The sequence below is a fragment of the Erwinia sp. AnSW2-5 genome, from assembly GCF_045107195.1.
In the GTDB taxonomy this organism is placed as follows: Bacteria; Pseudomonadota; Gammaproteobacteria; order Enterobacterales; family Enterobacteriaceae; genus Erwinia.
Genome location: NZ_JBJGXA010000043.1, coordinates 23,312 through 47,686, shown reverse-complemented (window position 1 = coordinate 47,686; position 24,375 = coordinate 23,312). Strand labels below are relative to the sequence as shown.

Annotated in this window: 26 protein-coding genes; 13 read left to right on the top strand and 13 right to left on the bottom strand. The window is 53.3% G+C overall.

All coding sequences use genetic code 11. From position 1 onward, the window contains the following. Positions 1-90: 90 nt before the first annotated feature. The 6 genes from rnt to ACFL9S_RS22780 all read right to left on the bottom strand — a co-directional run bounded on the left by rnt (position 91) and on the right by ACFL9S_RS22780 (position 5,512). Positions 91-759 (bottom strand): ribonuclease T, encoded by a 669-nt coding sequence (gene rnt, locus ACFL9S_RS22805; RefSeq protein ID WP_405264152.1) that lies wholly within the window; start codon positions 757-759, stop codon positions 91-93. 95 nt (positions 760-854) lie between these two features. Next, positions 855-1,262, bottom strand: a complete 408-nt coding sequence (gene gloA / locus ACFL9S_RS22800) for a lactoylglutathione lyase (protein WP_133845248.1) — start codon at positions 1,260-1,262, stop codon at positions 855-857. Positions 1,263-1,349: 87 nt separating this feature from the next. Beyond that, on the bottom strand, positions 1,350-2,450 hold the full coding sequence (locus ACFL9S_RS22795) for an alkene reductase (protein WP_405264151.1): 1,101 nt from the start codon (positions 2,448-2,450) through the stop codon (positions 1,350-1,352). A 43-nt stretch (positions 2,451-2,493) separates the two neighbouring features. After that, positions 2,494-3,084: a TetR/AcrR family transcriptional regulator gene (locus tag ACFL9S_RS22790; protein ID WP_405264150.1), complete on the bottom strand. Its 591-nt coding sequence runs from the start codon at positions 3,082-3,084 to the stop codon at positions 2,494-2,496. Positions 3,085-3,122: 38 nt separating this feature from the next. Continuing rightward, complete coding sequence (eptA, locus tag ACFL9S_RS22785; RefSeq protein WP_405264149.1) at positions 3,123-4,760, bottom strand: phosphoethanolamine transferase EptA; 1,638 nt, start codon at positions 4,758-4,760, stop codon at positions 3,123-3,125. A 107-nt stretch (positions 4,761-4,867) separates the two neighbouring features. Beyond that, complete coding sequence (locus ACFL9S_RS22780) at positions 4,868-5,512, bottom strand: NAD(P)-dependent oxidoreductase (protein ID WP_405264148.1); 645 nt, start codon at positions 5,510-5,512, stop codon at positions 4,868-4,870. Between the two features lie 101 nt (positions 5,513-5,613). Between ACFL9S_RS22780 and ACFL9S_RS22775 the strand changes: the two genes are divergently transcribed. The 3 genes from ACFL9S_RS22775 to ACFL9S_RS22765 all read left to right on the top strand — a co-directional run bounded on the left by ACFL9S_RS22775 (position 5,614) and on the right by ACFL9S_RS22765 (position 7,794). Further along, positions 5,614-6,528, top strand: coding sequence for a LysR substrate-binding domain-containing protein (locus tag ACFL9S_RS22775; RefSeq protein ID WP_405264147.1), 915 nt, complete (start codon positions 5,614-5,616; stop codon positions 6,526-6,528). Positions 6,529-6,570: 42 nt separating this feature from the next. After that, positions 6,571-6,810, top strand: coding sequence for a DUF1289 domain-containing protein (locus ACFL9S_RS22770; protein ID WP_405264146.1), 240 nt, complete (start codon positions 6,571-6,573; stop codon positions 6,808-6,810). An 87-nt stretch (positions 6,811-6,897) separates the two neighbouring features. Beyond that, positions 6,898-7,794 carry an aldo/keto reductase family oxidoreductase gene (locus tag ACFL9S_RS22765; RefSeq protein ID WP_405264145.1) on the top strand — a complete coding sequence of 299 codons (897 nt, stop codon included), beginning with the start codon at positions 6,898-6,900 and terminating at the stop codon, positions 7,792-7,794. Between the two features lie 89 nt (positions 7,795-7,883). Here ACFL9S_RS22765 and ACFL9S_RS22760 read toward each other — a convergent pair whose 3' ends face one another. From ACFL9S_RS22760 to ACFL9S_RS22750, 3 genes are read right to left on the bottom strand one after another with little or no spacing between them, the layout of a single operon-like run. Continuing rightward, positions 7,884-9,881 (bottom strand): FUSC family protein, encoded by a 1,998-nt coding sequence (locus ACFL9S_RS22760; protein ID WP_405264158.1) that lies wholly within the window; start codon positions 9,879-9,881, stop codon positions 7,884-7,886. A 5-nt stretch (positions 9,882-9,886) separates the two neighbouring features. Continuing rightward, entirely contained in the window at positions 9,887-10,744 is an 858-nt protein-coding gene (locus tag ACFL9S_RS22755; protein ID WP_405264144.1) for an efflux RND transporter periplasmic adaptor subunit, read from the bottom strand. 4 nt (positions 10,745-10,748) lie between these two features. Beyond that, a complete protein-coding gene (locus ACFL9S_RS22750; RefSeq protein ID WP_405264143.1) occupies positions 10,749-10,985 on the bottom strand; it encodes a DUF1656 domain-containing protein in 237 nt (78 codons plus the stop codon). Positions 10,986-11,134: 149 nt separating this feature from the next. Between ACFL9S_RS22750 and slyA the strand changes: the two genes are divergently transcribed. After that, positions 11,135-11,572, top strand: coding sequence for a transcriptional regulator SlyA (slyA, locus tag ACFL9S_RS22745; protein ID WP_405264142.1), 438 nt, complete (start codon positions 11,135-11,137; stop codon positions 11,570-11,572). Positions 11,573-11,618: 46 nt separating this feature from the next. On the opposite strand, the gene ACFL9S_RS22740 is transcribed toward slyA, so the two are convergent. After that, entirely contained in the window at positions 11,619-12,086 is a 468-nt protein-coding gene (locus ACFL9S_RS22740) for a glycine zipper 2TM domain-containing protein (RefSeq protein WP_405264157.1), read from the bottom strand. 274 nt (positions 12,087-12,360) lie between these two features. Here ACFL9S_RS22740 and anmK point away from each other — a divergent pair, with 274 nt between their 5' ends. The 5 genes from anmK (at position 12,361) to pdxY (ending at position 16,929) form a co-directional block, all read left to right on the top strand. Beyond that, positions 12,361-13,479 (top strand): anhydro-N-acetylmuramic acid kinase, encoded by a 1,119-nt coding sequence (gene anmK, locus ACFL9S_RS22735; RefSeq protein WP_405264141.1) that lies wholly within the window; start codon positions 12,361-12,363, stop codon positions 13,477-13,479. A 63-nt stretch (positions 13,480-13,542) separates the two neighbouring features. Beyond that, positions 13,543-13,863, top strand: coding sequence for an MliC family protein (locus ACFL9S_RS22730; RefSeq protein WP_405264140.1), 321 nt, complete (start codon positions 13,543-13,545; stop codon positions 13,861-13,863). Between the two features lie 64 nt (positions 13,864-13,927). Next, on the top strand, positions 13,928-14,584 hold the full coding sequence (gene pdxH / locus ACFL9S_RS22725; RefSeq protein ID WP_405264156.1) for a pyridoxamine 5'-phosphate oxidase: 657 nt from the start codon (positions 13,928-13,930) through the stop codon (positions 14,582-14,584). 138 nt (positions 14,585-14,722) lie between these two features. Further along, positions 14,723-15,997, top strand: coding sequence for a tyrosine--tRNA ligase (gene tyrS, locus ACFL9S_RS22720; RefSeq protein WP_405264139.1), 1,275 nt, complete (start codon positions 14,723-14,725; stop codon positions 15,995-15,997). Positions 15,998-16,068: 71 nt separating this feature from the next. Next, the gene (gene pdxY, locus ACFL9S_RS22715; RefSeq protein WP_405264138.1) at positions 16,069-16,929 is read left to right on the top strand and encodes a pyridoxal kinase PdxY; all 861 of its coding nucleotides are present in this window, start codon (positions 16,069-16,071) and stop codon (positions 16,927-16,929) included. Between the two features lie 46 nt (positions 16,930-16,975). On the opposite strand, the gene gstA is transcribed toward pdxY, so the two are convergent. Both gstA and ACFL9S_RS22705 read right to left on the bottom strand, forming a co-directional pair. Further along, positions 16,976-17,581, bottom strand: coding sequence for a glutathione transferase GstA (gstA, locus tag ACFL9S_RS22710; protein WP_405264137.1), 606 nt, complete (start codon positions 17,579-17,581; stop codon positions 16,976-16,978). A gap of 100 nt (positions 17,582-17,681) precedes the next feature. Beyond that, entirely contained in the window at positions 17,682-18,599 is a 918-nt protein-coding gene (locus tag ACFL9S_RS22705; protein ID WP_405264135.1) for a LysR family transcriptional regulator, read from the bottom strand. Between the two features lie 93 nt (positions 18,600-18,692). Here ACFL9S_RS22705 and ACFL9S_RS22700 point away from each other — a divergent pair, with 93 nt between their 5' ends. Together ACFL9S_RS22700 and ACFL9S_RS22695 are read left to right on the top strand one after the other, a co-directional pair. After that, positions 18,693-19,310: a glutathione S-transferase gene (locus ACFL9S_RS22700; protein ID WP_405264134.1), complete on the top strand. Its 618-nt coding sequence runs from the start codon at positions 18,693-18,695 to the stop codon at positions 19,308-19,310. Positions 19,311-19,312: 2 nt separating this feature from the next. Then, entirely contained in the window at positions 19,313-20,200 is an 888-nt protein-coding gene (locus tag ACFL9S_RS22695; RefSeq protein WP_405264133.1) for a pyridoxamine 5'-phosphate oxidase family protein, read from the top strand. Between the two features lie 46 nt (positions 20,201-20,246). On the opposite strand, the gene dtpA is transcribed toward ACFL9S_RS22695, so the two are convergent. Beyond that, positions 20,247-21,740, bottom strand: coding sequence for a dipeptide/tripeptide permease DtpA (gene dtpA / locus ACFL9S_RS22690; RefSeq protein ID WP_405264132.1), 1,494 nt, complete (start codon positions 21,738-21,740; stop codon positions 20,247-20,249). A 554-nt stretch (positions 21,741-22,294) separates the two neighbouring features. Here dtpA and betI point away from each other — a divergent pair. Both betI and betB read left to right on the top strand, forming a co-directional pair. After that, positions 22,295-22,894, top strand: coding sequence for a transcriptional regulator BetI (gene betI, locus ACFL9S_RS22685; RefSeq protein ID WP_405264131.1), 600 nt, complete (start codon positions 22,295-22,297; stop codon positions 22,892-22,894). 20 nt (positions 22,895-22,914) lie between these two features. Continuing rightward, positions 22,915-24,372, top strand: a complete 1,458-nt coding sequence (gene betB, locus ACFL9S_RS22680) for a betaine-aldehyde dehydrogenase (RefSeq protein ID WP_405264155.1) — start codon at positions 22,915-22,917, stop codon at positions 24,370-24,372. Positions 24,373-24,375 lie beyond the last annotated feature (3 nt).

The following is a 24,375-nucleotide window of genomic DNA, read 5'->3' as shown; positions in this document are numbered from 1 at the left end:
AGTATCAGGCGACTTGTTAACTAAACCGTCCAGGTTTTGGGGTTCAGTTCAGAAAGGTCCGGTTTTTTTTCGCGCTTACAGCAGCTGCTTTTATTCTTCGCTGTCGTCACTTCCTGCATCAACCGGCAGCGGCCAGCCTCCCAGGCGCTTCCAGCGGTTTACCAGTTCGCAGAACAGATCGGCTGTTTGCACGGTATCGTACAGTGCGGAGTGTGCCTGGGCGTTATCAAAGGGCATTCCAGCCGCGGTACAGGCCTTCGCCAGAACGGTTTGTCCCAGCACCAGTCCGCTGAGTGCCGCAGTATCAAAGGTCACGAACGGGTGGAAAGGGTTGCGCTTCAGGCTGGCGCGTTCGGAAGCCGCATTCATGAAGTTCAAATCGAATGTGGCATTGTGTGCCACCATAATCGCGCGGCTGCAGCCACTTTCCTTAATGCCCTTGCGCACCAGTTTGAAAATAGCATGCAGCGCTTCATGTTCACTGACGGCACCGCGCAGCGGGTTTTCCGGGTCGATGCCGTTAAATGCCAGAGCTTCAGGTTGCAGAACTGAACCAACAAAAGGCTCTACGTGAAAATGGATCGTCTCATCCTTCTCCAGCCAGCCATCGTCATTCATCTTTAGCGTTACCGCTGCGATTTCCAATAATGCGTTAGTTTTGGCATCAAAACCGGCAGTTTCAACATCAATAACAACTGGATAAAAACCGCGAAAACGGCTGCTAAGGGTATTCAGTTCATTCGATTCAGACATCGGCATCTCACAGGAGAAAAAAGGCAGCGCGCATTATGGCAAATTTTGTCGGGGGATGCAGCAGGGAGGGGAAATGGGTGCCTAAAAGGCACCCGAAATACTTAGTGGCCGAGGCCATTACCCGCTTGTTTGTTCTCGATCAGCTCAATTTTATAGCCATCGGGGTCTTCAACAAACGCGATCACTGTGGTGCCGCCTTTTACCGGGCCAGCTTCACGCGTCACGTTCCCGCCATCGTTGCGGATACGATCGCAGGTCGCGGCGACATCATCCACGCCCAGTGCAATGTGCCCATAAGCATTCCCCAGGTCGTATTTATCCACGCCCCAGTTGTAGGTCAGCTCAATGACAGCACCTTCGCTCTCTTCGGTGTAGCCGACAAACGCGAGGGTGTATTTATATTCGGTATTTTCACTGGTGCGCAGCAGGCGCATGCCCAGCACTTTGGTATAAAAATCAACGGAGCGTTGCAGATCGCCAACGCGCAGCATGGTGTGAAGTAAACGCATAACATCCTCTTTTATCGGCGTCATCGGTGGATGACGTAAAAAAACCAGTATAACGATTATGCCCTCGGGTGCGAACCCTTGTGGCCATTAACCGAGAAATGGATAGTCGGTATAACCTTCCGCACCGCCGCCATAGAACGTCTCTGGTTTAGGTTCGTTCAGAGGAGCATCGTTTTGCAGGCGCGCAACCAAATCCGGGTTAGCAATGTAGCTACGGCCAAAGGCAACGGCATCAATCAGACCTTGTCCGATAAGGGCTTCGGCTTTTTCTGCCGTGTAACCGCCAGCGCCGACAATCACACCAGGATAGACAGCACGGATCGCCTGACGGAATTCGCTGGTATACGGCTTGCCACCGGCCCAGTCAGGTTCGGAAATGTGCAGGTAGGCCAGCTGGCGTTTTGCCAGTTCGGCAATAAAGTACAGGGCCGCTTCTTCCTGATCTTCGCCGTTATCCAGACCGTTGAAAGGCCCCAGCGGAGAGATACGGATACCAATGCGATCGGCGCTCCAGCCAGCAATGGCTGCATCCACCACTTCCAGTGCAAAACGGGTACGATTTTCGATGCTGCCACCGTACTGGTCATCACGCTGGTTGGATGCCGGGGAGAGGAACTGGTGAATCAGGTAGCCGTGCGCGGCATGCAGTTCAACCAGGTCAAAGTCGGCCTCACGGGCATTAATCACAGCCTGACGGAAGTCACCGACGATACCCGCAACTTCTGCCGTTGCTAATGCGCGTGGAGTGGAAGTGGTTTCACGTACTGGCTTCCCCTCTGCATCACGCAGGGAGGTGCGGGTTTCGGCATTAATAGCAGAGGCAGAGACAGGAGCCTTGCTTTCCGGCTGCAGGCTGGCATGAGAAATACGTCCGGTGTGCCAAAGCTGTACGGCGCTGTGGCCGCCATCCTGGTGAATCCCCGCGTTAATCGACTTCCACGCGCCGATCTGCTCTGACGAATGTAATCCCGGTGCGCCAGCATAACCTTTCGCCTGGAAACTGATCTGTGTGGCTTCAGTAATAATCAGCCCGGCGGTTGCGCGCTGACGGTAATACTCACCCATCAGCGGGGTTGGGATATCGCCGGGTTCAATGCTACGCAGGCGCGTCAGCGGCGCCATAAAAATGCGGTTCGGCACGGTGATAGCACCGGTTTTCAGCGGGGTAAACAGCGTGTTCAATTTCATAACTTACTCCTGGTAGACCGGTCGACTAGTGTGGGTTGTTTTTTTAATCTTTACGCAATATTCGCGTCATTTCCTGCCATGCATTCAGTAACGGTGCGTTATCACGGCAGATTTTACTTTGCAGACTGGCGCCCAGCCACAGTGTGTACAGGGTTTGCGCACAGGACGCACAGTTCACGTCTGCATGCAGTGTTCCCTGTTGTTGTGCTTTATCCAGTGCTGCCTTGAGGGTGTCCATCAACGCGGACGATCCCGCATGCAGCGCACTGCGCATGGCCTCAGACAGATCGCAGACTTCGGCGGATAATTTCACCGACAGACACCCTGCAAAACTGCTTTCCTGACAGTAAGCGAGCGACTGATGATAATAGTCGAGCACGCGCTGGCGGGAATCATCCTGATGGTCGTCAAGATAATCCTGAAGACGTTGGTGGTAGCGGGCGAAGTAGCGTTCAAGCATCGCAACGCCGAACACTTCTTTTGAAGGAAAGTAGTGGTAGAACGACCCTTTTGGCACTTCTGCCTGTTTCAGCAGCTCGATCAGGCCCATACCGTTGAAGCCGCGCTGAAGGCAGAGCAGTTCACCGGTATCGAGCAGATGTTCACGTGTGTCAAAGCGGGTCGTTTTATTCATCGCAGTAGGGTACTAGACCGAACGGTCGGTTTCAACCCTTAGCGGCTTTTACGACACGATCGGATCATATCCAGAGAAGGCTGGTACTCACGGGTCTGCACATTCATCATGCCCAGCAGGGTATGGAAAATGTTGTCCTGAGAGACATCATCCGTCTGTGCCTGTTGTTGCAGGCATTGCTGATCAATGCCGAATGCCGTGGCATAGTCCGGCGACATCCAGAGTAAAAACGGAATATGCGTCTGCTGGCTCGGTGCAAAGACGTAAGGCGTGCCGTGCAGATACATTCCGTGTTCCCCCAGTGACTCTCCATGATCGGAGAGATACACCATCGCTACGTTGTATTTATCACTGTACGACTTCAGCAGATTAATCGTGTTGTGCAGCATACTGTCAGTATAGAGAATGGAGTTGTCGTAGGTATTGATCAGCGCCTGATGGTCACAGTCCTGAATCTGGTTACTGTCACAGGTCGGCGTAAACTGGCGCATCGTGTCCGGATAACGTAGATAGTAAGCAGGACCGTGGCTACCCATCTGATGCAGGACAATCACCGTGTCATCCTTCACGCTATCAATATAGTTATTGAGGCGATGCAGCAGCACGTCATCAAGACAGTAATCACTTTTGCATAATGCACTGACCTTCCATTGGGTCATATCCGTATGGGGAACGCGATTGCAGGCACCTTTGCAGCCACCGTCATTTTCGCGCCACAGCACGTTAATCCCGGCATGTGCCATCACATCCAGCAGCCCTTCCTGATGGCGTGCAAGCGCCGCGTCATACTGCTGGCGCGGCATATTGGAAAACATGCAGGGCACAGAGATGGCGGTTTCGGTGCCGCAGGAAGTGGCGTTGCGATAGTAGATGACATTGTCGCGCTTCAGTTTCGGATTGGTCTCTCGGGTATAACCTCCGAGTGAGAAGTTTTCAGCCCGAGCGGTTTCTCCCAGTACAAAAATCACCAGCGTCTTCTTCTGCTCACCGGCCAATAGCGTGCCTTTACGGGCATCCTGACCTATTTTCACCAGCGTCTGATCCCCGGCAAACCAGCGATTATTGGCGTAGTGCCCAATGCTGCTGACCACATTGGCTGGCGTGATCATTTTCACCAGCCCTTTATTATTGCGGATCATCGAGGCGTAATCTTTATAGAACAGCGCCGCCACCAGAAGCACCACTAAAATGGCACCCAGAGACGTCACCACGCGCCAGACGATAGCCATCCACCACGGGCGGTTGTTTTCGATTCGGGTGAGGAAAATGATGACCAGGGGGAGCACGCCCAGCAGCAGCATCCAAAGGAGATACTTCATGCTGAACAGAGAGGTCGCTTCCTGCAGGTCTGTCTCAAATACGTTCTGGATCATGTTGGTATCAATGACCGTACCGAAACTGAACATAAAGTAGTTAGCCGCGGCACTGGCAACGATCAGTATAGCCAATACAGGCTTACGTAACCACGGCAGCGCAATGACGTTAAAAATCAGCAAAAAAGCGCAAAAAAGCACGATGGGAAGGGTGGCTGCATAGAGATAATCATGCAGACCTTGATAAGGGATCGTTTTCCATGCACGCAGCAGGAAAAGACTGTTGAGTATCAGCGCGAAAAACAACGCAGCGCAAACGTTAAAAGTAATTTCATTACAACGTAACTTGTTCAGGCGTTTCATGGTCGTCCAGTAACAGAATAATCTGAAATAACAGTAGCTGGAAAACCTTAGATAAACCTTAACCTTGATTAAACATTGAGATAGCCCGCCAGAAGCGGGCCAAAACATTAGTAAGCAACGGTAAACTGCTGGCGAATATGCTGCGGATGTTCGATTTCATCCAGGATCGCGACGGCCAGATCAGCAACGCTCACAGATGCAGGTTTGTCTCCGTCCATCAGTAGTGAGGTGGTGCCAAGACGGAACTGAGCAGTACGCGGTCCGGGTTCGAGAAATGCGGCGGGTGAAAGGTAAGTCCACTCCAGCGCCTGCTCTTCAGCCTGAAGCTGGTTGCGCAACGCGCGTGCGCCGAGCGCACCCGGTTTGATATTGGCCGGGAAAGCTTCAGTATCCACCAGCTCCACGCCCGGAGCCACTTCCAGGCTGCCTGCGCCACCCACCACCAGCACGCGCTTCACACCGCTGCTTTTTACAGCTTGCAGGATTTGCTGGCTGCCACGGGTGAATTTTTCAAACAGGTCGCTTTCTGCCCAACCTGGATTATAGGCGCTGATCACTGCATCCTGACCTTTCAGAACGTCACTCAACCAGGTGCTGTCATGAATATCACCTGTCGCCACAGTCAACAGAGGGTCAGAAGGCAGATTTTTTCCAGAACGGGATACAGCAGTAACCTGATGCCCACGCGCCAGCGCTTCTTTTACAACATCAGGGCCGACAAAACCGGTTGCGCCAATAATGGTAATGTTCATTTATTCATTCCTCTGTAAGTGTGGATTCAACTTTACTGCTTAACAGACAGGATGATAAGTGGCATATTTCAGCTTTTATAATGAAGTGGTACTTACGAATAATGGAAAAACTTAACCGTATGGCGGTGTTTGCAACGGTGGTCAGCGAAGGTTCTCTGGCCGCTGCTGCACGTCGACTGGGTATGTCACCTTCGGCAGTGAGCCAGCATTTGCGGGCGCTTGAGCAGGCGGTTGGTGTTCCATTACTGCATCGTTCGACCCGAAAACTCACGCTTTCTGAGGCGGGCGCGGCATTCTATCCGGGCTGTGAGGCCATGCTTAATCACGCGCTGGAAGCGGAAAAACGCCTCGCGGAAATGCGCGACACCCTGAGCGGAGAGTTACGCATCAGCGCCACGGTCGGGATCGGCGGTCAGCCGCTATGCAGTGCGTTATCACCGTTGTTGCAGCAGAACCCGGGGCTGAAGCTCCGCATTATTGCCACCGATAATGTACTGGATATGATTGAGCATCGGATTGATATTGCACTGCGCTTTAGCCGTCAGTTAAGTGATGCCAATATTATTGCCCATCCACTGGCAGAATGGCCGATGGTCATCTGTGCAGCACCTGCCTATCTCAGCCGTTATGGTGTGCCGGAAACGCCGCAGGCGCTCTCAACTCATCGCTGGATACACGGCCACCGTACACATCGCCATATTGATTTTCATCACCCGAGAGAAGGGGCGTTGACGCTGCGTCTGGCCGAGGGGCAGGTGGTCAGCGACAGCATGAACGTGATGCGTGCGTTTACCGTCGCAGGTATGGGGCTGTCATTGCAGCCGTTACAGGAGATCCAGGAGGAGCTACACAGCGGGCAATTAATGGTGCTGTTGCCTGAGTGGCGCGCCAGCTCGCTAAAACTGACCGCACTCACGCTGGAACGCGTTTTACCGGAGAAGAGCCAGCAGGCTTTACGTGCGTTACGTGACTATTTTAGTAAAAATCACCGTGTCGTACTTGCAGACATGGGATGAGCCGTCTTCAATAAAGAAAGAGCGAACTCACCAGGAGGGGCGGTGGCAGAACAATTAGAGTTTTTCCCGGTACCCAGTCCCTGTCGGGGGATCTGTCAGGTTAACGAACGCGGTTACTGCCGTGGCTGCCTGCGTAGCCGTGAAGAACGGTTCAACTGGATGGCCTATAACGATGCACAGAAACGTGAAGTTCTGCGTTTGTGTCGGCTGCGTTTCCAGCGCCAGCGTCGTGGGGGAAATCCAGACATTCCGGATGAGCCAGAGCAGCCAACATTGTTTTGACCCGGAGTTTGATCCGGTCCTGTTGTAGCGATAACCTGATGGCGTATTATCCGGGTCAGCTATTTCATCAACGGGAGTAAGAATAAGATGCTACAACGCGTACAGATCGCCCCACAGGGACCGTCATTTTCACCTCTGGTGATGGGATACTGGCGGTTGATGGAGTGGGGAATGACCTCTCAGCAACTGGTGCAATTTATTGAGCAACATCTGGAATGCGGTATCAGCACGGTTGACCACGCTGATATTTATGGCGGCTACCAGTGTGAAGCAGAGTTTGGCAAGGCACTGCGCCTGCAACCCGCTTTGCGTCAACGTCTGGAGTTGGTCACGAAATGCGGTATCGCCACTACGGCAAACCCAGAGAACTCGCTGGGGCACTATGTCACGGATGCTTCGCACATCATTAATAGTGCTGAGAATTCACTGCGTTATTTCAACACGGACTACCTTGATCTGTTATTGATCCACCGTCCCGATCCATTGATGGACGCTGATGAGGTTGCCAGTGCGTTTCAGCAGCTTCATCAAAGCGGAAAAGTAAAACATTTCGGTGTTTCTAACTTTACCTCGGCACAATACTCGCTGTTACAGTCACGGCTGCCATTTACTCTGGTCACGAACCAGGTTGAAATTTCCCCTGTGCATCAGCCCCTGTTGTTGGATGGTACGCTGGATCAGTGTCAGCAGATGCGCGTGAGACCGATGGCCTGGTCATGCCTTGCGGGCGGAACGATGTTCACTGCCCCTGAGTACCAGCCGCTGCGTGATGAACTGTTACTGATCCAGCAAGAGACTGGTGCAGAGAATATTGAGCAGCTGATCTACGCCTGGATTCTGCAACTCCCTTCTAAACCACTGCCGATTATCGGAAGTGGTAAAATTGAGCGAGTCAGTGCGGCAGCGAAAGCGGTTAACATCACACTGACTCGTCAGCAGTGGTTCCGCATTCGCAAAGCCGCACTGGGTTTTGATGTGCCGTAATCTGCATTCCCGTTATTTATAGAAGAGATATGATCCTTTCAGATCAGGCTTCAAAAAATACGACTATCTCCAGGGTATGACGGGCGACATCACGTTTTTGTCGTTTGCAATCGTGAGAGTGAACAGTATAAACGCCAGATGATCCCAGCCAGATCGATGCCCTGGTCTTCCGGAGTATCACTCAGTATTTCGATACGCTGTTGCAGTGTTTTCAGCGTATCGTTCAGCGACATATGGTGTATCCCGCGTTCACTGATAATCGATTGCAAATCGTGCAGCACGGCGTCGCGTATAGTGGCTAACGCAGGCGAGTGGGTTCTCCAGTTGCGCAGAGTCCAGGCAATATGCGAACAGTTGAGCAATACCACGCCCCAGCGCATCAACCACAGATGTGCCTGATCATCGCGACTGTTTTTAAGTTGGTTGATGCGGTGATAAACCAGCGACTCAAAACTGTTCTGACTCCGGCGCGGGTGTCTTCCTAACTGGTCGACAAACTCACCGCGTAACGCACGGATATGACGCCTGCTGCGGCGTTTATCTGAACTGGGATGCAAAATACTGAAGGCCAGCCAGACCAGGGCCACGCCACAGACTTTGGCCAGGTTATCATTGATAAAGCCCGGAAAATCATAAGTGGGAGGATTGGTGACTGCCAGGAAAGACCCCATAAAAACAATCAGTTGACCCCAAAGTGCCGCCCGTTTTTTCTGCTGTAATTTAAACAGTTGCATGGTGATCAGCAGGGGGAAGAGTACGATAAGAAACTGCCACATTACGGTCACCTGGATCATGAAGGCAAATTTCATGACAAAGCTGAAGAGTGACAGCAGCACCAGTGTTTTTAGTAATAATGAGGCACTGCTGACCGGGGATGCAGAGGAGGAATAAAGCACGCAACTGATGGCCGCCAGCGTCAGTGCTGAGCTACCGGCATCCCACTGAGTGGTGATCCAGAAACTGGTTCCAAACAAAATGACGCTGAAGGTCCGCAGCGCATTCCAGCTGGCTTCAGCCCCATCTGCCTCGCGTGCCAGTGACGGCACAACCGGAGGGGTGAGATCCGTATGGTTATCTGCTCGTTCGAACTGGCGTAACCAGCGTGAGATATTCAGATACAGCCAGCAGAAGTAACGCAACTGTTCCCAGAAGGCCCGGTGTTGGTAATCCGTCGTGTCCTTCGGGGCGGCGCGGTACAGTATCTGCGCCAGGTGATATTTATCCGTTTCACCACGTGTCATCGCTTCCAGTAGCTGGTGCAATGTTCCAAACAGGTTTTCTGGTGGATTATCCCAGTTCAACAACATCCGGTGAAGGCTGGAGAGAGTGCTGGTCAGGCGCAGTTGCTGATGCAAAACATAGTTCAGCACATTGTTTTGACGGCGAAAGCGGTAATGGCTCCAGAATGCCTGTATGCGCAGCAGATTCATCGTCAGGATCTCGCCAATCACATTTTCGTGCGCCTGGCGTATCGTGCTGGTGTCCTCTTTATTTATCATCACCATTGCATGGTCGAGCAGTTTGCTGTGCATCTCTTTCAGGGAATGGATTAACGTTTCTCCATCCGAGGTGCTGGGCAGGATCATCATCATCAGCGCGCCACACAGTATCCCGGAAATGACCTCGCACACGCGAGCCTGTGCAATGGTCCATATACTGTCGATCTCAACCACATTGACACCGCTAAAGGCGATGATGGCTGCGGTGTAACCCGCCAGTGAAAAGGCATAAGCCACATTATTTTGATAATGGTTTGATACCCAGGTACACAACGCCAGCCAGCTCGCGATACTCACGGCAAAAAGCCAGGGTTCGTCCAGCGTATGACCGGCGATCATCAGGGCTGCCGTCGCCCCCAGCATGCTGCCTGCAATGCGGCCCAGACTTTTACTGATTACCCCGCCAACGGTCGGAAAACTTACCACCGCCGCTGACGTCATCGCCCAGTATGGTTCATCTAACTGAAGGGCGTAAGCGATACTCAACGCCAGACACATGGAGATGGAATTACGCAGGGCATAGCGCCATTGTGCGGCGGTGGCTTTGATCCACGGCAACTGCTGCCATTGCAGCCAGCTCAAATTCAGACGACTCATGGCTGGACAGAAATAGTGCAGGTGGTCCCGGCGACCAGTGAGACGGAGGACGGAAGATGAGTCAGGCGGAAACGCACTGGCACACGCTGGGCCAGCCGGACCCAGGGAACGTTCGGTTTGATATCCGGCACCAGGCCGCTGTCAGATTCGACACTCTGGTCGTAGATCGCCCGGCCAATACTTTGTACCACGCCAGTGAGTGGCTGGTTGTTGCTGTACAAGATGATATTCGCCTGGGCACCTGTGCGGATATGGCGCAGTTTGGTTTCTTCAAAATAACCCATCACGTAAAACGAATGACTGTCTACCAGCACAAACAGCGGTGAGCCGGTGCTGGCGTAGTTGCCTACACGGGTTTCCAGATTGTTGATCCAGCCATCGGTGGGGGCAAAAACCACTGTCTGCGACAGGTTCCAGCGCGCACGGTCTAACTCAGCCTGAGCAGCCTTAAAGCTTGCATCCATTGCCTTTACGTTGAGATTAGCGACATCAAGATCTTCTTCTGAAATAACATTACGCGGAAGGTTTTGACGTCGGTGCGCCTCATGCTGTGCCTTGACCAGGTCCGACTGCGCCTTCGCCAGCTGGGCTTCTGCATTTAATACGGCAATACGAAAGGGCTCGTCATCAAGGGTAAATAAGCGGGTTCCTTTGGTTACAAACTGGTTATCTTCGACATCCAGCTCAACAATGCGCCCGGAGACCTGTGGAGTAATGCTGACCAGTTCTGCTCTGATTTTGCCATCTCGTGTCCAGGGTGACTGCATATAGTAATTCCACATCCACCAACCGGCACAGAATGCCGCAGCGAAAAAAAACAGTGTGGAAAAGTACTTTAAAGAATTTAGCTTCATAACGTTACCCGATGATTAACAACCCAAGAGAGGCGGCGATGCAGAGAATAAACAGGGAGAGATCGAACAGAGTGGGGTGCCAGATTTCGCCTGAGTACATCCAGTCACGCAGCAACGGATGAAGTAGCAGCCATAAGAAAAAACCGAGCAGGACGACTTTAAAAAGCGGCGGAAAAAAAAGTGAGTCCCCGAACACCAGTTCGGTGATGGGGCTGGCAGCAGGTAATAGTGATGTAATCACACACAAAATCCCTATGTTCAGTGAATTGTTGGTGAGGATAACTCAATGCGCCTATCTGATTATGATGGATTTGTGTTTTGCCTTGTAAACTCGCAGAATAGTCTAAAATCATGCTTGATAGCTAGCAAGCTAATTATAAGAGGTAGAAATTGAATACGACTCTGGGAACTGACCTGTCAAGATTAGTGCGCATCTGGCGTGCGCTGATTGATCAACGATTGAAACCGTTGCAGCTGACGCAAACCCATTGGGTGACGTTACACAACATTCATCAGCTACCACCTGAACAGTCACAAATTCAGTTGGCAAAAGCCATTGGTATTGAGCAACCTTCTTTGGTCCGTACTCTCGACCAGTTGGAAGAAAAAGGATTAATTACGCGCAGCACCTGTGCGAATGATCGCCGGGCTAAGCGTATCAGCCTGACGGCACAGGCAGAGCCGATTATTACTCAGGTTGAGCATGTGATTGATGCGACGCGTGATGATATTCTGGCCGGAATTTCTCAGCCCGAAATCGAAAAAATGGTGACGCTGATTGCCAGACTGGAAAGGAATATTCTTGAGCTTCAGGGACGAGACGAATAAAAAAAACCGGCATAAGAAGCCGGTTTTTTTATGTGCTAATGACACCTTAGCGTGGGGAAACAGTGACCTGGCGACCGTTTGAGGCCATTGCTACGCGCTGACCAGGAGAGTAACGGCTTGCTGCCTGCTTCTGGACCACGATAATGGTGTCGCCATCATCTTTGCGGATTTCCAGTTCAACACCCTGGCTTTTGTTCAGCGATCCCTGAACACCCTGGCCTGCAACACCACCGGCTACGGCACCGGCTGCGGTTGCCAGGTTACGCCCCGTACCACCACCTACTGTGTTGCCGAGTAAACCACCCAGCACGGCACCGCCAATGGCCCCGATAACGTTGCTGTCATCGCCACCCTGGATTTGCACCGGGCGAACAGACACCAGCGTACCGTAGGTCACAGACTGGGGCTGTTTAACTTCAGAGGCGCTGTAAACATCACCGGACAGAGTATTATCATTTACACAGCCAGCCAGCGTTATCCCGGCAAGTGCCACGATTAATAAACGCATCGTCATCATTAAAACTCCTATGTGTAGCAGGTGCTGCGAGACATTGGGCAGCGGTCAATAACACTATTATAAGGTACAAGCCGCGCCTTTCTCACTATTAGTTTGTAAAAGCAACGCAGAAAGATAACCTGGGGCGCTTAAACGTGGATTCAATCACGACAATAAAATGTGGCACAGTTAACAACGTGAATAAAAGATCATTAAATCATAGAATTGACGCGCTAATTTTGCCAGGCTGGCGCAATGAAACTCATACCCGCAGACGGGATAAGGCGAAGGCATGAAATCAGGTCGATTTATTGGCGTTATGTCTGGCACCAGCCTGGACGGCGTTGACGTGGTGATGGCGGTGATTGATGGACATATCGTGGCACAGCAGGCCAGCTATAGTCACCCGATCCCGCAGGCGTTACGCCAGCAGATCCTGGCAATCTGCCAGGGGCAGTCATTAACGTTGTCGCAGTTGGGGCAACTGGATACCCGTTTAGGACGGTTGTTTGCCGATGCGGTACTGGCGCTACTCAAACAGCAGGGATTGTGCGCGGACGACATTACCGCCATTGGCTGCCACGGCCAGACAGTGTGGCATGAGCCACAGGGTGATGCCCCGAACACCCTACAAATTGGTGATAATAATCAGATAGCGGCAGCGACGGGGATCACCGTGGTGGGTGACTTCCGTCGGCGCGATATGGCACTGGGCGGGCAGGGCGCACCGCTGGTTCCGGCTTTCCACCACGCGGTATTGATGCACCCCACCGAGCGCCGAATGGTACTGAACATCGGGGGAATTGCGAATTTGTCCTTGCTGTTGCCTGGGCAGGCGTTGCGAGGTTTTGATACCGGGCCTGGCAATATGCTGCTGGATGCCTGGGTCTGGCGGCAGCAGGGTAAACCTTATGATAAAGACGGTGTCTGGGGTGCCGGGGGGAACGTAGCCTGGCCGTTGCTGCAACAGATGCTGAGCGATCCCTATTTTGCACTGAGTGCGCCAAAAAGTACGGGCCGCGAATATTTCAATCTGAGCTGGCTGGAGCAGCAGTTGTCATCCTTCCCTGGTTTGCTCGCCCAGGATGTACAGGCAACGCTGGTGGAGCTGACGGCGACCACGATCGCGCAGCAAGTTTTGCTCAGCGGAGGTTGTGACAGACTGTTAGTGTGCGGCGGCGGTGGTCATAATCCACTATTAATGTCGCGTCTGGCGGCGCAGTTAGCCGGGACGGAAGTGATGAGTACCGACCAGGCAGGGATCAGTGGCGATGATATGGAAGCGCTGGCTTTCGCCTGGCTGGCATGGTGTACCTTGAGTGGGTTACCGGGCAATTTACCGTCGGTGACCGGTGCGCGCGAGGCCAGCGTGATCGGGGCAATATTCCCGGCAAATCGTCCGGTTCGCTGATTGCATCACCCGAAAAGACGTTTTAGCCTAAGTAAACGTCACGTAGCTCACAAGGAATAAACAATGAAGAAGTGGTATATCGCCGGCATGCTGGTGGCATTGTCAGGATGCAGCTATTTTCAGACCGGCTCTCAGGAACAGGTCAAAACATTGCATTATACCTGCGGCACGCTGCCGTTAACGGTCAAACTGGATAACAGTAAAAGTGAAGTGAGCCTGATCCTCGACGGTCAACCGTTGGTGCTGAAGCAGCAGCCTGCGGCGTCCGGAACCCGTTACGGCGATGAGCATTACGCTTTCTGGTCGAAGGGTGACAGTGCATTCATTGAGCGCAATGACAAGATTATCATTAACGACTGTCAGCTACAGCAGCCAGCCAGTTAACCCATTGAACTATTGTAGGGTGCGGCGCACAATGCCTTATCCCTACCTATCAGAAGCCAGAGCGATGACCGACAGCGACCATCTGCAACAAATTGCCCATCTGCGGCGCGAATACACGCGTGGCGGCCTGCGCCGCAAGGATCTTCCTGCTAACCCGTTAACCTTATTCGAACACTGGCTTAACCAGGCGGTTGAAGCACAGTTGCCGGACCCGACGGCCATGAGTGTTGCTACGGTTGATGAACATGGGCAACCTTATCAACGTATTGTCCTGTTGAAGCATTTTGATGAGCGCGGCATGGTGTTTTACACCAATCTGGGCAGCCGTAAGGCGCAGCAGCTGGATAATAACCCACGTATCAGCCTGCTGTTTCCCTGGCATATGCTGGAGCGTCAGGTCATGGTGCTGGGCAGTGTTGAGCGCCTGTCCACGCTTGAGGTCTTGAAGTATTTCCACAGCCGCCCACGTGACAGTCAACTCGGTGCCTGGGTATCGAAGCAGTCCAGCCGTATCTCTGCCCGTGGCATCCTCGAAGGCAAGTTCCTCGAACTAAAGCAGAAATTCCAGCAGGGAGAAATTCCCTTGCCGAGTTTCTGGGGCGGGTATCGGGTCAAAATTGATTCCATGGAGTTCTGGCAGGGCGGCGCTCATCGTCTGCATGACCGTTTTTTCTACCAGCGTGAAGATGACGCGTGGAAAATCGACCGTCTGGCACCTTAAAATACGAAATAATGCCGTGAATGGGTGGATCGCAGCGGTCCGGCCCATTATTCTATATCCCTTATTTTTCTCTCTCCGCGTTTCAGCGGAAAGCTGTGTACCAGCTTAGGTGCAGACTTTTTTTACATGGAGTCTTAGATGGCCAGCAGTAACCTGATCAAACAATTGCAAGAGCGGGGCCTTGTCGCCCAGGTAACGGATGAAGATGCGTTAGCAGAACGACTGGCGCAGGGGCCAATCGCACTCTATTGCGGCTTCGACCCGACTGCCGACAGCTTGCACTTGGGGCATCTGGTGCCGTTGCTCTGCCTGAAACGTTTTCAGGATGCCGGACACAAGCCAGTGGCTTTAGTCGGTGGCGCAACTGGCCTGATCGGCGACCCGAGCTTTAAAGCAGCCGAGCGTAAGCTGAACACCAGTGATACCGTGAATGAATGGGTCGATAAAATCCGTCATCAGGTTGCCCCTTTCCTTGATTTCAACTGCGGCGACAACAGCGCGATTGCGGCTAACAACTATGACTGGTTTGGCAGCATGAACGTGCTGACCTTCCTGCGTGATATTGGCAAGCACTTCTCTGTAAACCAGATGATTAACAAGGAAGCGGTCAAGCAGCGTCTGAACCGTGACGACCAGGGGATCTCTTTCACCGAGTTTTCTTACAACCTGTTGCAGGGTTACGACTTCGCCTGTCTGAACGAACGCCACGGCGTAGCGTTGCAGATTGGGGGTTCTGACCAGTGGGGGAACATCACCTCCGGTATCGACCTGACGCGTCGTATGCATCAGAACCAGGTGTTTGGTTTGACCGTTCCGCTGATCACCAAATCTGACGGCACCAAATTCGGTAAAACCGAAGGTGGCGCAGTGTGGCTCGATGCGAAGAAAACCAGTCCTTACAAGTTCTACCAGTTCTGGATTAATACCGCAGACGCGGACGTTTATCGCTTCCTGAAGTTCTTCACTTTCCTGAGCATTGATGAAATCAACGCGCTGGAAGACGAAGACAAGAACAGCGGTAAAGCCCCGCGTGCTCAATATGTTCTGGCCGAACGGGTGACTAAACTGGTACACGGCGAGGAGGGTCTGGTGGCCGCGCAGCGCATTACCCAAAGTCTGTTCTCCGGTGCGTTGAGCGAACTGACCGAGCAGGATCTGGCACAGCTGGCGCAGGACGGTATGCCTGGCGTGGAGCTGGAAAACGGTCAGGATCTGCAACAGGCGCTGGTCAATACTGAACTGGCCCCGTCACGCGGTCAGGCACGTAAACTGATTGATGCGAAATCCATCAGCATCAACGGTGCGCTGCAAACCGAAGCAGAATATGCCTTTGTGGATGCCGATCGCCTGTTCGGCAAATACACCCTGCTGCGTCGCGGTAAAAAGAACTACAGCTTAATCAGCTGGAAATAATAAGCGGGTTCGTTCCGTACTGAAGCCGGCAATGCCGGCTTTTTTTAGGCAAGAAAGGTCAGAGTCGCGCGATGAAAAATATTCTCTCCATCCAGTCCCATACTGTTTTTGGTCACGCCGGAAACAGTGCAGCAGAATTTCCTATGCGCCGCCTGGGCGCAAACGTTTGGCCACTCAATACCGTTCAGTTTTCCAACCATACTCAGTATGGTCACTGGGCAGGTACGGTCATGCCGGCCAGCCATCTGACCGAGATTGCCCGGGGTATTGGGGAAATTGATCGTCTGAAGACCTGTCACGCTGTGTTAAGTGGCTATCTCGGTTCTGCCGAGCAGGGTGAGGCCATTCTTGAGATTGTGCGCATGGTTAAAGCGGCAAACCCTGAAGCCTGGTATTTCTGTGATCCAGTAATGGGTCACCCGGAAAAGGGCTGCATTGTGGCACCGGGTGTCGCTGAGTTTCACACTCAGATTTTATTACCGGCCAGCGACATTATTGCGCCCAATTTGCTGGAGCTGGAAATACTCAGCGGCCATCCGGTGGCTGATGTGGAGCAGGCGGTTGCGACAGCGCGTGAGCTGATCGCTAAAGGGCCAAAAGTTGTGCTGGTCAAGCATCTTGCACGTGCGGGTTACCGCAGCGATCGTTTCGAAATGCTGCTGGTCACGGCAGATGAAGCCTGGCATATTGCCCGTCCGCTGATTGACTTTGGCGTGCGCCAGCCGGTGGGTGTCGGTGACCTGACCAGCGGATTACTGCTGGTGGATCTGCTGCATGGACAGTCGCTACAGCAGGCGCTGGAGCATGTCACGGCGGCTGTGTATGAAGTGATGCTGAAAACCCATCAGATGGGTGAGTATGAGCTACAGCTGGTTGCGGCACAGCAGGCGATTGCTGAACCGCAGCAACATTTCTCGGCAGAAAAACTCTGACCTGCCATTGTTATTCCGGGCAGACCTTGCGGCCTGCCCGCCATTATTAGTTCAACCCTTCAGCTTTCAGCGCAGCGATCACATCAGGGCGCGCAGCCACCCGTTCAAACCAGTCGTTTAACGCATCCAGGCCACTCAGGTTCAACTTTAACGCATGAGCCCAGCGCGTCACGGTAAACAGATAGGCATCTGCGACGGTGAAATGCAGTCCCATCAGCCACTGTTTCTCTTTCAATTCGGTATTCACGTACTGGAATTTCTGCTCCAGCAGTTCCCGGGACAACGTCTTGAATTCTTCCGGGGTGGTTGGGCGAAACAGCGGGCTGAATCCTTTATGAAGTTCAGTGGCAATGTAATTAAGCCATTCCAGCGTATGGTAGCGCGTCAGGCTACCCGGCGGGGCCAGCAGTTGGCGGTCAGGTTTAAGGTCGGCAAGATACTGCACAATCGCCACGCCTTCCGTCAGGACCGACCCGTCATTAAGTTGCAACGCCGGAACCTGTCCTTTCGGATTGATTCGCAGATAGTCTTCTCCCTGTTCCGTCTTCTTCGTTTTGGTATCCACGGTGACCAGCGTGAAATCAAGGCCGGATTCGCGCAGCACAATATGGGGTGACAGTGAACAGGCCCCGGGTTTACAGAACAGCTTCATTGCTTGCTCCTTTCATTGAATGATGACGACGCCTTCAGCTTACTGCCGCAGCACATAAAAGTCAGTGTCAACGGACGGACAAGGGTGCATTTTTTGCCGATTAATTAACCTGTGGCAACCACTGCTGGCGTAAACTGCCCAGTTCAGGCAGGGATGTTCGGGCCAGATCCCAGAATGCGCGCACTTTTGCCGGCATATATTTTACATTCTGGGCAACCAGCTGCACCGGAATGGATGGAGGGCGAAAATCGGGAAGAACTTCCATGAGTGTGCCTCGTTGCAGGTCATCATAGACCTGATATGAGAGCAGGCGGGCGATCCCTTTACCGGCCCTGGCAGCAATCAGCTGGGTCTCAACTTCATTGACGGTCAGTCTTGGCATGATGCGCACTCTCTCCTGTTGCGCCTCAGAGCCGAAGCGCCACTCCCTTTGAGTGGTGAGTGCCGCACTGGCGATAAGGTGATGATCGGCCAGCATAACGGGCGCCAGCGGCGTGCCGTGCAGGTTGAGGTAATCAGGGCTGGCAACCAGCATGCGTTGCACCTGGCCCACCTCCGTCGCCACCAGTGAAGAGTCCCGCAGCTGGCCGATGCGTACCGCCATATCCAGACCCTGTTCGATCAGGTCCTGATAACGATCACTGAGCATCAGATCAATCTGGATATCGGGGTAGAGATCGAGAAACGTCAGCACCAGCGGCGCAATATGCTGGCGGCCGAACTGGACCGGTGCCGTCAGGCGGATCCGGCCACTCAGCTGATTGCGCGTGGTGGCGTTGAGTGCCTGCTGATAATCCTCCAGCACGCCTTTCGCTCGCTCAAAAAGTGCCAGCCCGGCTGGCGTGGGTGACAGGCGCCGGGTGGTTCGTTCAATCAGACTCACGGCAAAACGGTTTTCCAGCGCTGTCAGCGCGCGTGTTATAGCCGGAGGCGATCGCCGCAAAGTCCGTGCCGCTGCGGCAAGGCTACCCTGCTGCACCACGGCGACAAACACCGCCAGTTCATCCAGCTTATCCATGATTATTCCACCTGGCGAAATTATGAATTGCTATTTTTGCCTGTTTACCTCGTTTTCAGCAAGAGTAAGCTGACTAAAAAACAGGAGGTCATCATGAGTTCATTAACGTTATATGGCACCGTACTGTCCGGCCACGTTCACCGCGTCAGCTTGCTGTTAAGCATGCTGGGGCTTTCTGCTACCCAGGTTGAAGCTGACGCTGGGGTCAGACAAAGTGCTGCTTATCGCGCGCTGAACCCACTCGGGCAGGTGCCGGTTTTGGTGGATGGTGACACGGTGATCAGCGACAGTAACGCCATTCTGATCTGGCTGGTGAAGCGTTACGCCCCCAACAGCGGCTGGTTGCCGGTTGATTTGCTGGAGGAAGTGCAGGTGCATCAGTGGCTGGCAAAAGCCGCCGGAGAAATTCGCTATGGCGTAGCCTCCGCGCGTCTGATCAAGCAGTTCAACGCGCCGGAAAACTACGCCTCAGCAGTGTATGTAGCAAAGAAATTTTTACCTCAGATGGAAGCACATCTTAGCGATCGTCAGTGGCTGGTGGGGAAACGAGCCACGCTGGCCGATCTGGCCTGTTATGCCTATGTTGCCTGTGCGCCGGAAGGGGATATCGGACTGCATGCGTATCCCAACATTCAGGCCTGGTTACAGCAGGTTGTTGCGTTGCCGGGCTTTATTGCGCTGCCACCGCTGCCTTTACCTGCGGAAGCGTAATCATGTTCCATCCGGGGGAGTTGCAGGCGCAGCAAAAAGCTGGCTATCAGCAGGTGAAAGCAGCCGTTTTTCCATCGATGCCTGAACAGCACTGTCTGTTTTATCAGGGCTTGCAGACGTTTTATATTACCGTACAGGATGAAAGCGGTTATCCGTTTGCCGCGCTGATTCAGGGTGCTCCCGGATTTATTGCCACACCGGATGAGAGCCACCTTTCCCTGCTGCGCAGTGCCGTCGATGCGGTGCCTTATCTGCCTGCTTTGAACGCCGGGATGGCATTGGGTGGCCTCGGCATCGACTTCTCTAATCGTCGCCGTAATCGGGTCAACGCGGTGGTTGAGGGCGGCAGCGACGATCGGTTGCGGCTGCACGTACAGGAGAGTTTTGGCAACTGCCCGCAGTATATCCAGCGACGAGCATTGCCCGTGCGGGATCCCCGACGATCGTTGCATATCGACACTCTTAACTGCCTGGATGCCGATGCACGTTATTTGATTTCGGCTGCGGATACCTTCTTTGTTGCCAGCCATGCGCCACGGCAGAATGGCGTTGGTGGTGCGGATATTTCGCATCGGGGAGGTCTGCCCGGGTTTATTACCCTCAGGCAGGGAAAGCTTCTTATCCCCGATTATTCCGGTAATCGCTATATGAACACGCTGGGAAACCTGATGCTGGAACCGCGCTGTGCGCTGCTGATCATGGATTTTCATCAGGGTGCGGCACTGCATATTCAGGGGCGGGCTGAGATCCTATGGGACACGCAGAAGGAAGGGCGGGTGGAACGTTTCTGGACGGTTGAGCCGGAACGTATTCTTCGCCTCAGGCAGTTATTACCCGCTGCCGGGACGGAGGGGGAATATGCCGGTTCAACGCGGGCGGTCGAAGGATAAAAAAAGGGCGACATCGCTGTCGCCCTGTTCATCATGCGCTGAGTAATCAGCTAATCGCTTTCTGCGGAGCGGGGGTCCCGTCCTGAGTCATGCGGTTCAGCAGAGGCGCTGTAAACATCATCAGCACAGCGATCACCCCGGTGACGATACCGATTTTCAGGAATACGTCACCATAGACGTGCAGCGACAGCAGCGGGTCGGTGATATTTTCTGGCACCGCCATCAGGTTGGCCACTTTACCGGCAACCATCGCAGCACCCGCCGTAGTCAGGAACCAGGAACCCATGATAAAGCCCATCAAACGCTGTGGAACCAACTGTGCAACCATTGCCAGGCCCAGGCCGGAGATCATCAGTTCGCCTACGCTTTGCATCGCGTAGCTGAGGATCAGCCAGTTGACGGAAACAATACCCAGTTCGTTAGCCAGCGAAGCACCCAGCGGCAACACCAGGAAGGCCGCCGAGCACAGCACCATGCCCAGCGCAAACTTATGCGGCATCGGCAGGCGATCGCCCATCTTGTTATAGATTGCGGCCAGTAACGGGCTGAAAATCATGATCCAGAAAGGATTCAGCGCCTGGAACTGCTCTGGCTGGAAAGTGATGCCCAAAATGGTGTGTTCGACGTTACGAATAGCGAAGAAGTTCAGCGAGGTTGGCATCTGCATATACAGCACGAAGAAGACGATAGCCTGCACCATCAGCACGAAAGCAACAATCATCTTGCGGCGTGCATGGCCTTTCAGTGCGAAGGTTTCTTTAGCAAACACCAGCACAATACCGATCGCGATCACGCCCAGCACCAGGCGGGCAATGCCCTGGTTATGGAGCAACCAGGTGGCCAGGGTAATCATCACCACAATACCCACCAGGGTCATCAACAGTTTGCGGATGTTCAGTGGGGCAAAGTCAGCTTTGGAGCCGTGATTTTTCACCCACTTGCGGAAGAACATAAAGTTCACCAGGGTGATCAACATGCCGACAAATGACAGGGCAAATGCGGTGCTCCAGCCGAATTCAGCGGCCAGCCACGGCGTGGCGAGCATAGAGAAGAAGGAGCCGATATTGATCGCCATGTAATACATGGTGAAGGCACCGTCGAGGCGGGGATCATCTTTCTCATAACAGGTAGACAGCAGAGACGAAGGGTTAGCTTTGAACAGGCCATTACCGACGGCGATGGTCGCCATGCCGATATACACCAGGCTAACATCGTGACCTGACCAGGCCACGAGAGCGTAGCCCAGCGCCAGCACCAGCGTCCCGAGCACGATAACGCGCTTCGTTCCCAGAACTTTATCACCGAGCCATCCACCAACGGCCACCAGTCCATACACCAGGGCGCTGAACGATGCGAACAGGGTAATAGACTGTGCTTCTGACATCCCCAGCATTTTCACCAGGTAGACAGCCATAATCCCTTGCAGGCCGTAGTAACCGAAACGCTCCCATAATTCGATGGAGAAAATCAGATAAAACGAGCGGGGTTGCTTGAACGCGTTGAGGCTTGCTGCCTCAGGTTTCTTGTTTGCAGTTGACACGAGTACCTCTGAATTCTGAACCTGTTTCGTGACAGGAAATAAGTCGGCGTAACGCGGGACGTGCGCTCACCGTATAGTTATAAGATTGAAAAACGCCGAATAATTTCGCCGATTGCAGGCCGTGAGGCAAGTGTTATTTCAATATCGCCTGTTGATGAAATAACAGCCTTAAATGAGTTGTTTTGATGTTTGATTGATATTTTATTCTTATTTGATTGATTTTTTTAGAGGATGACGCTTTGGTTTGTTGTGTGTTTACTCCGTAATTAGACAATAGTTCTGATAGTGACTTGTACGATAATAAAAGCTTAAATAAACTAATTTGTTAGTGTTATTAGCTGTTTATTGTGGATTTTTTAGTCATTGGCGGCTGCATTGATACATCAATGCAGAGTGAACAGCAGATATAGTGCCTTTGTGTGATTTTAATCACAGAAGGTGTGATAATTTTTATTGAAAACGAACTAATAAGTTCCAAATGTTTTTTATTGATTGAACGTTCAATATAAAACATCTACAATGAGTCTCATTCGATAGCTAAAACCGATGAAGCAATGCCAAAAATTGGAATGAAGGCGATTCGTCAGGCGCAGTTGATTAACGCGACGCTGACAGTGATTGACCGGGTTGGACTGGCAGATGCCAGTCTGGCATTAATAGCGAAAGAGGCCGGGGTCTCCACCGGGATTGTCAGCCACTATTTTGGTGACAAAAACGGCCTGCTCGACGCCTGTATGCGCCAGATCCTCTCTGACCTCTATGTAGCACTAGAGCACCATCGTCAGAAGGCCGAGCCCGATCCTGCCGCGCAGATCCGCGCTATTATCGATGGCAATTTTGACGTTACGCAGATTGCCGCGCCGGTGCTGAAAACCTGGCTGGTGTTTTGGGCCGACAGCCTGCATCAGCCCAATCTGCATCGCCTGCAACGCATGAACGATCGTCGCCTTTATTCTAACCTGACGGCGCATTTCCGCCGTGTTCTGCCTGAAGAACAGGCCCGTGCTGCGGGCGCAAGCCTGGCGGCGCTGATTGATGGGGTGTGGTTGCGCATGACGCTGGCACCTCAGCCGATGGAACAGGGCCTGGAGCAGGCCCGCATGCTTTGTTATCAAAATCTTGCGCTGTGGCTGAACAGCGCACCCACCCCCTGACAGGAGGATACATGGCCGATATGAAACGCCGCGGTTTATACATCAACGGACGCGAAGTTCCTGGCAATGGCGAACTGTTCACCACCATTAATCCTGCCAATGGCGATGTCCTGGCCGAAATTACCGCCGCCAGTCAGCAGGATATTGATGACGCTGTTGCCTCTGCACAAGCAGGCCAGCGTATCTGGCGCAGCTATACACCGGTTGAGCGTAGCCGCGTCTTGCTAAAAGCCGTTGCCCTGTTGCGTGAACGCAATCAGGAACTGGCCGAACTGGAAACCGCCGATACCGGTAAACCGATCAGTGAAACCTCTGCGGTAGATATCGTCACCGGTGCGGATGTGCTGGAGTATTACGCCGGGCTGGCCGTCGCTGTAGAAGGCGAATCCATTCCACTGCGCGACACGGCGCTGGTCTATACCCGCCGTGAACCGCTGGGTGTTTGCGCCGGGATTGGTGCCTGGAACTACCCGATTCAGATTGCTCTGTGGAAAAGCGCACCGGCGCTGGCAACGGGCAACGCGATGATCTTCAAACCAAGCGAAGTCACCCCTCTCAGTGTGCTCGAACTGGCTAAAATCTTTAGCGAAGCCGGACTGCCGGATGGCGTATTCAACGTTGTTCAGGGGGCTGCTGCCGTGGGGCAGGGTTTGAGCCAGCACACCGGGATTGCCAAAGTGTCCTTTACGGGTGAAGTGAATACCGGTAAACGCGTGATGGCCGATGCTGCACTGGCCAATCTGAAGTCCGTCACCATGGAGCTGGGCGGGAAGTCGCCGCTGGTGGTGTTTGAAGATGCCGATCTGGAGCGTGCGGTCGACGGTGCGATGATGGCGAACTTCTACAGTAGCGGCCAGGTATGCACCAACGGCACGCGTGTGTTCGTCCAGCGTTCACTGCTGCCTGCCTTTGAAAAACGTCTGCAAGAGAAAATGGCCGGGATCCACTGCGGTGACCCGACAGACCCGGCGGTGAACTTTGGCCCGCTGGTCAGCGAAGGGCATTGCCAGAAAGTGGTCTCTTATCTGGAGATCGGCAAACAAGAAGGTGCGCGTCTGCTGGCAGGTGGCTCACGCATGACCGAAGGCCCACTGGCGAAAGGATGTTATGTGCAGCCAACGGTCTTTACTGACTGCACCGACGATATGCGTATCGTGCGTGAAGAGATCTTCGGCCCGGTCATGAGCATCCTGGCCTTTGACGACGAAGATGAAGTGATCCAGCGCGCCAACGATACCGAGTACGGTCTGGCTGCCGGGGTGTTTACCACCTCACTGAATCGCGCACATCGGGTGATCCATCAGCTGGAAGCGGGTATCTGCTGGGTAAACAGCTGGGGCGAGTCACCTGCGCCGATGCCTGTTGGCGGCTATAAGCAGTCCGGCGTGGGGCGCGAAAATGGCCTGGAAACGCTGCATCACTACACCAGAACCAAATCTATTCTGATCGAAATGGGTGACTATCCATCCGCATTCTGATTG

Excerpts from the sequence above, each read along its gene's own strand:
- ACFL9S_RS22790 (WP_405264150.1), bottom strand. The coding sequence starts at position 3,084 with ATGAATAAAACGACCCGCTTTGACACACGTGAACATCTGCTCGATACC.
- ACFL9S_RS22780 (WP_405264148.1), bottom strand. The coding sequence starts at position 5,512 with ATGAACATTACCATTATTGGCGCAACCGGTTTTGTCGGCCCTGATGTT.
- ACFL9S_RS22755 (WP_405264144.1), bottom strand. The coding sequence starts at position 10,744 with ATGAAGCTAAATTCTTTAAAGTACTTTTCCACACTGTTTTTTTTCGCT.
- pdxH (WP_405264156.1), top strand. The coding sequence starts at position 13,928 with ATGACCGACAGCGACCATCTGCAACAAATTGCCCATCTGCGGCGCGAA.
- ACFL9S_RS22775 (WP_405264147.1), top strand. The coding sequence starts at position 5,614 with ATGGAAAAACTTAACCGTATGGCGGTGTTTGCAACGGTGGTCAGCGAA.
- gloA (WP_133845248.1), bottom strand. The coding sequence starts at position 1,262 with ATGCGTTTACTTCACACCATGCTGCGCGTTGGCGATCTGCAACGCTCC.
- ACFL9S_RS22730 (WP_405264140.1), top strand. The coding sequence starts at position 13,543 with ATGAAGAAGTGGTATATCGCCGGCATGCTGGTGGCATTGTCAGGATGC.
- pdxY (WP_405264138.1), top strand. The coding sequence starts at position 16,069 with ATGAAAAATATTCTCTCCATCCAGTCCCATACTGTTTTTGGTCACGCC.
- betB (WP_405264155.1), top strand. The coding sequence starts at position 22,915 with ATGAAACGCCGCGGTTTATACATCAACGGACGCGAAGTTCCTGGCAAT.
- anmK (WP_405264141.1), top strand. The coding sequence starts at position 12,361 with ATGAAATCAGGTCGATTTATTGGCGTTATGTCTGGCACCAGCCTGGAC.
- ACFL9S_RS22740 (WP_405264157.1), bottom strand. The coding sequence starts at position 12,086 with ATGACGATGCGTTTATTAATCGTGGCACTTGCCGGGATAACGCTGGCT.
- betI (WP_405264131.1), top strand. The coding sequence starts at position 22,295 with ATGCCAAAAATTGGAATGAAGGCGATTCGTCAGGCGCAGTTGATTAAC.
- rnt (WP_405264152.1), bottom strand. The coding sequence starts at position 759 with ATGCCGATGTCTGAATCGAATGAACTGAATACCCTTAGCAGCCGTTTT.
- tyrS (WP_405264139.1), top strand. The coding sequence starts at position 14,723 with ATGGCCAGCAGTAACCTGATCAAACAATTGCAAGAGCGGGGCCTTGTC.
- gstA (WP_405264137.1), bottom strand. The coding sequence starts at position 17,581 with ATGAAGCTGTTCTGTAAACCCGGGGCCTGTTCACTGTCACCCCATATT.
- ACFL9S_RS22795 (WP_405264151.1), bottom strand. The coding sequence starts at position 2,450 with ATGAAATTGAACACGCTGTTTACCCCGCTGAAAACCGGTGCTATCACC.
- eptA (WP_405264149.1), bottom strand. The coding sequence starts at position 4,760 with ATGAAACGCCTGAACAAGTTACGTTGTAATGAAATTACTTTTAACGTT.
- ACFL9S_RS22700 (WP_405264134.1), top strand. The coding sequence starts at position 18,693 with ATGAGTTCATTAACGTTATATGGCACCGTACTGTCCGGCCACGTTCAC.
- ACFL9S_RS22765 (WP_405264145.1), top strand. The coding sequence starts at position 6,898 with ATGCTACAACGCGTACAGATCGCCCCACAGGGACCGTCATTTTCACCT.
- ACFL9S_RS22705 (WP_405264135.1), bottom strand. The coding sequence starts at position 18,599 with ATGGATAAGCTGGATGAACTGGCGGTGTTTGTCGCCGTGGTGCAGCAG.
- ACFL9S_RS22695 (WP_405264133.1), top strand. The coding sequence starts at position 19,313 with ATGTTCCATCCGGGGGAGTTGCAGGCGCAGCAAAAAGCTGGCTATCAG.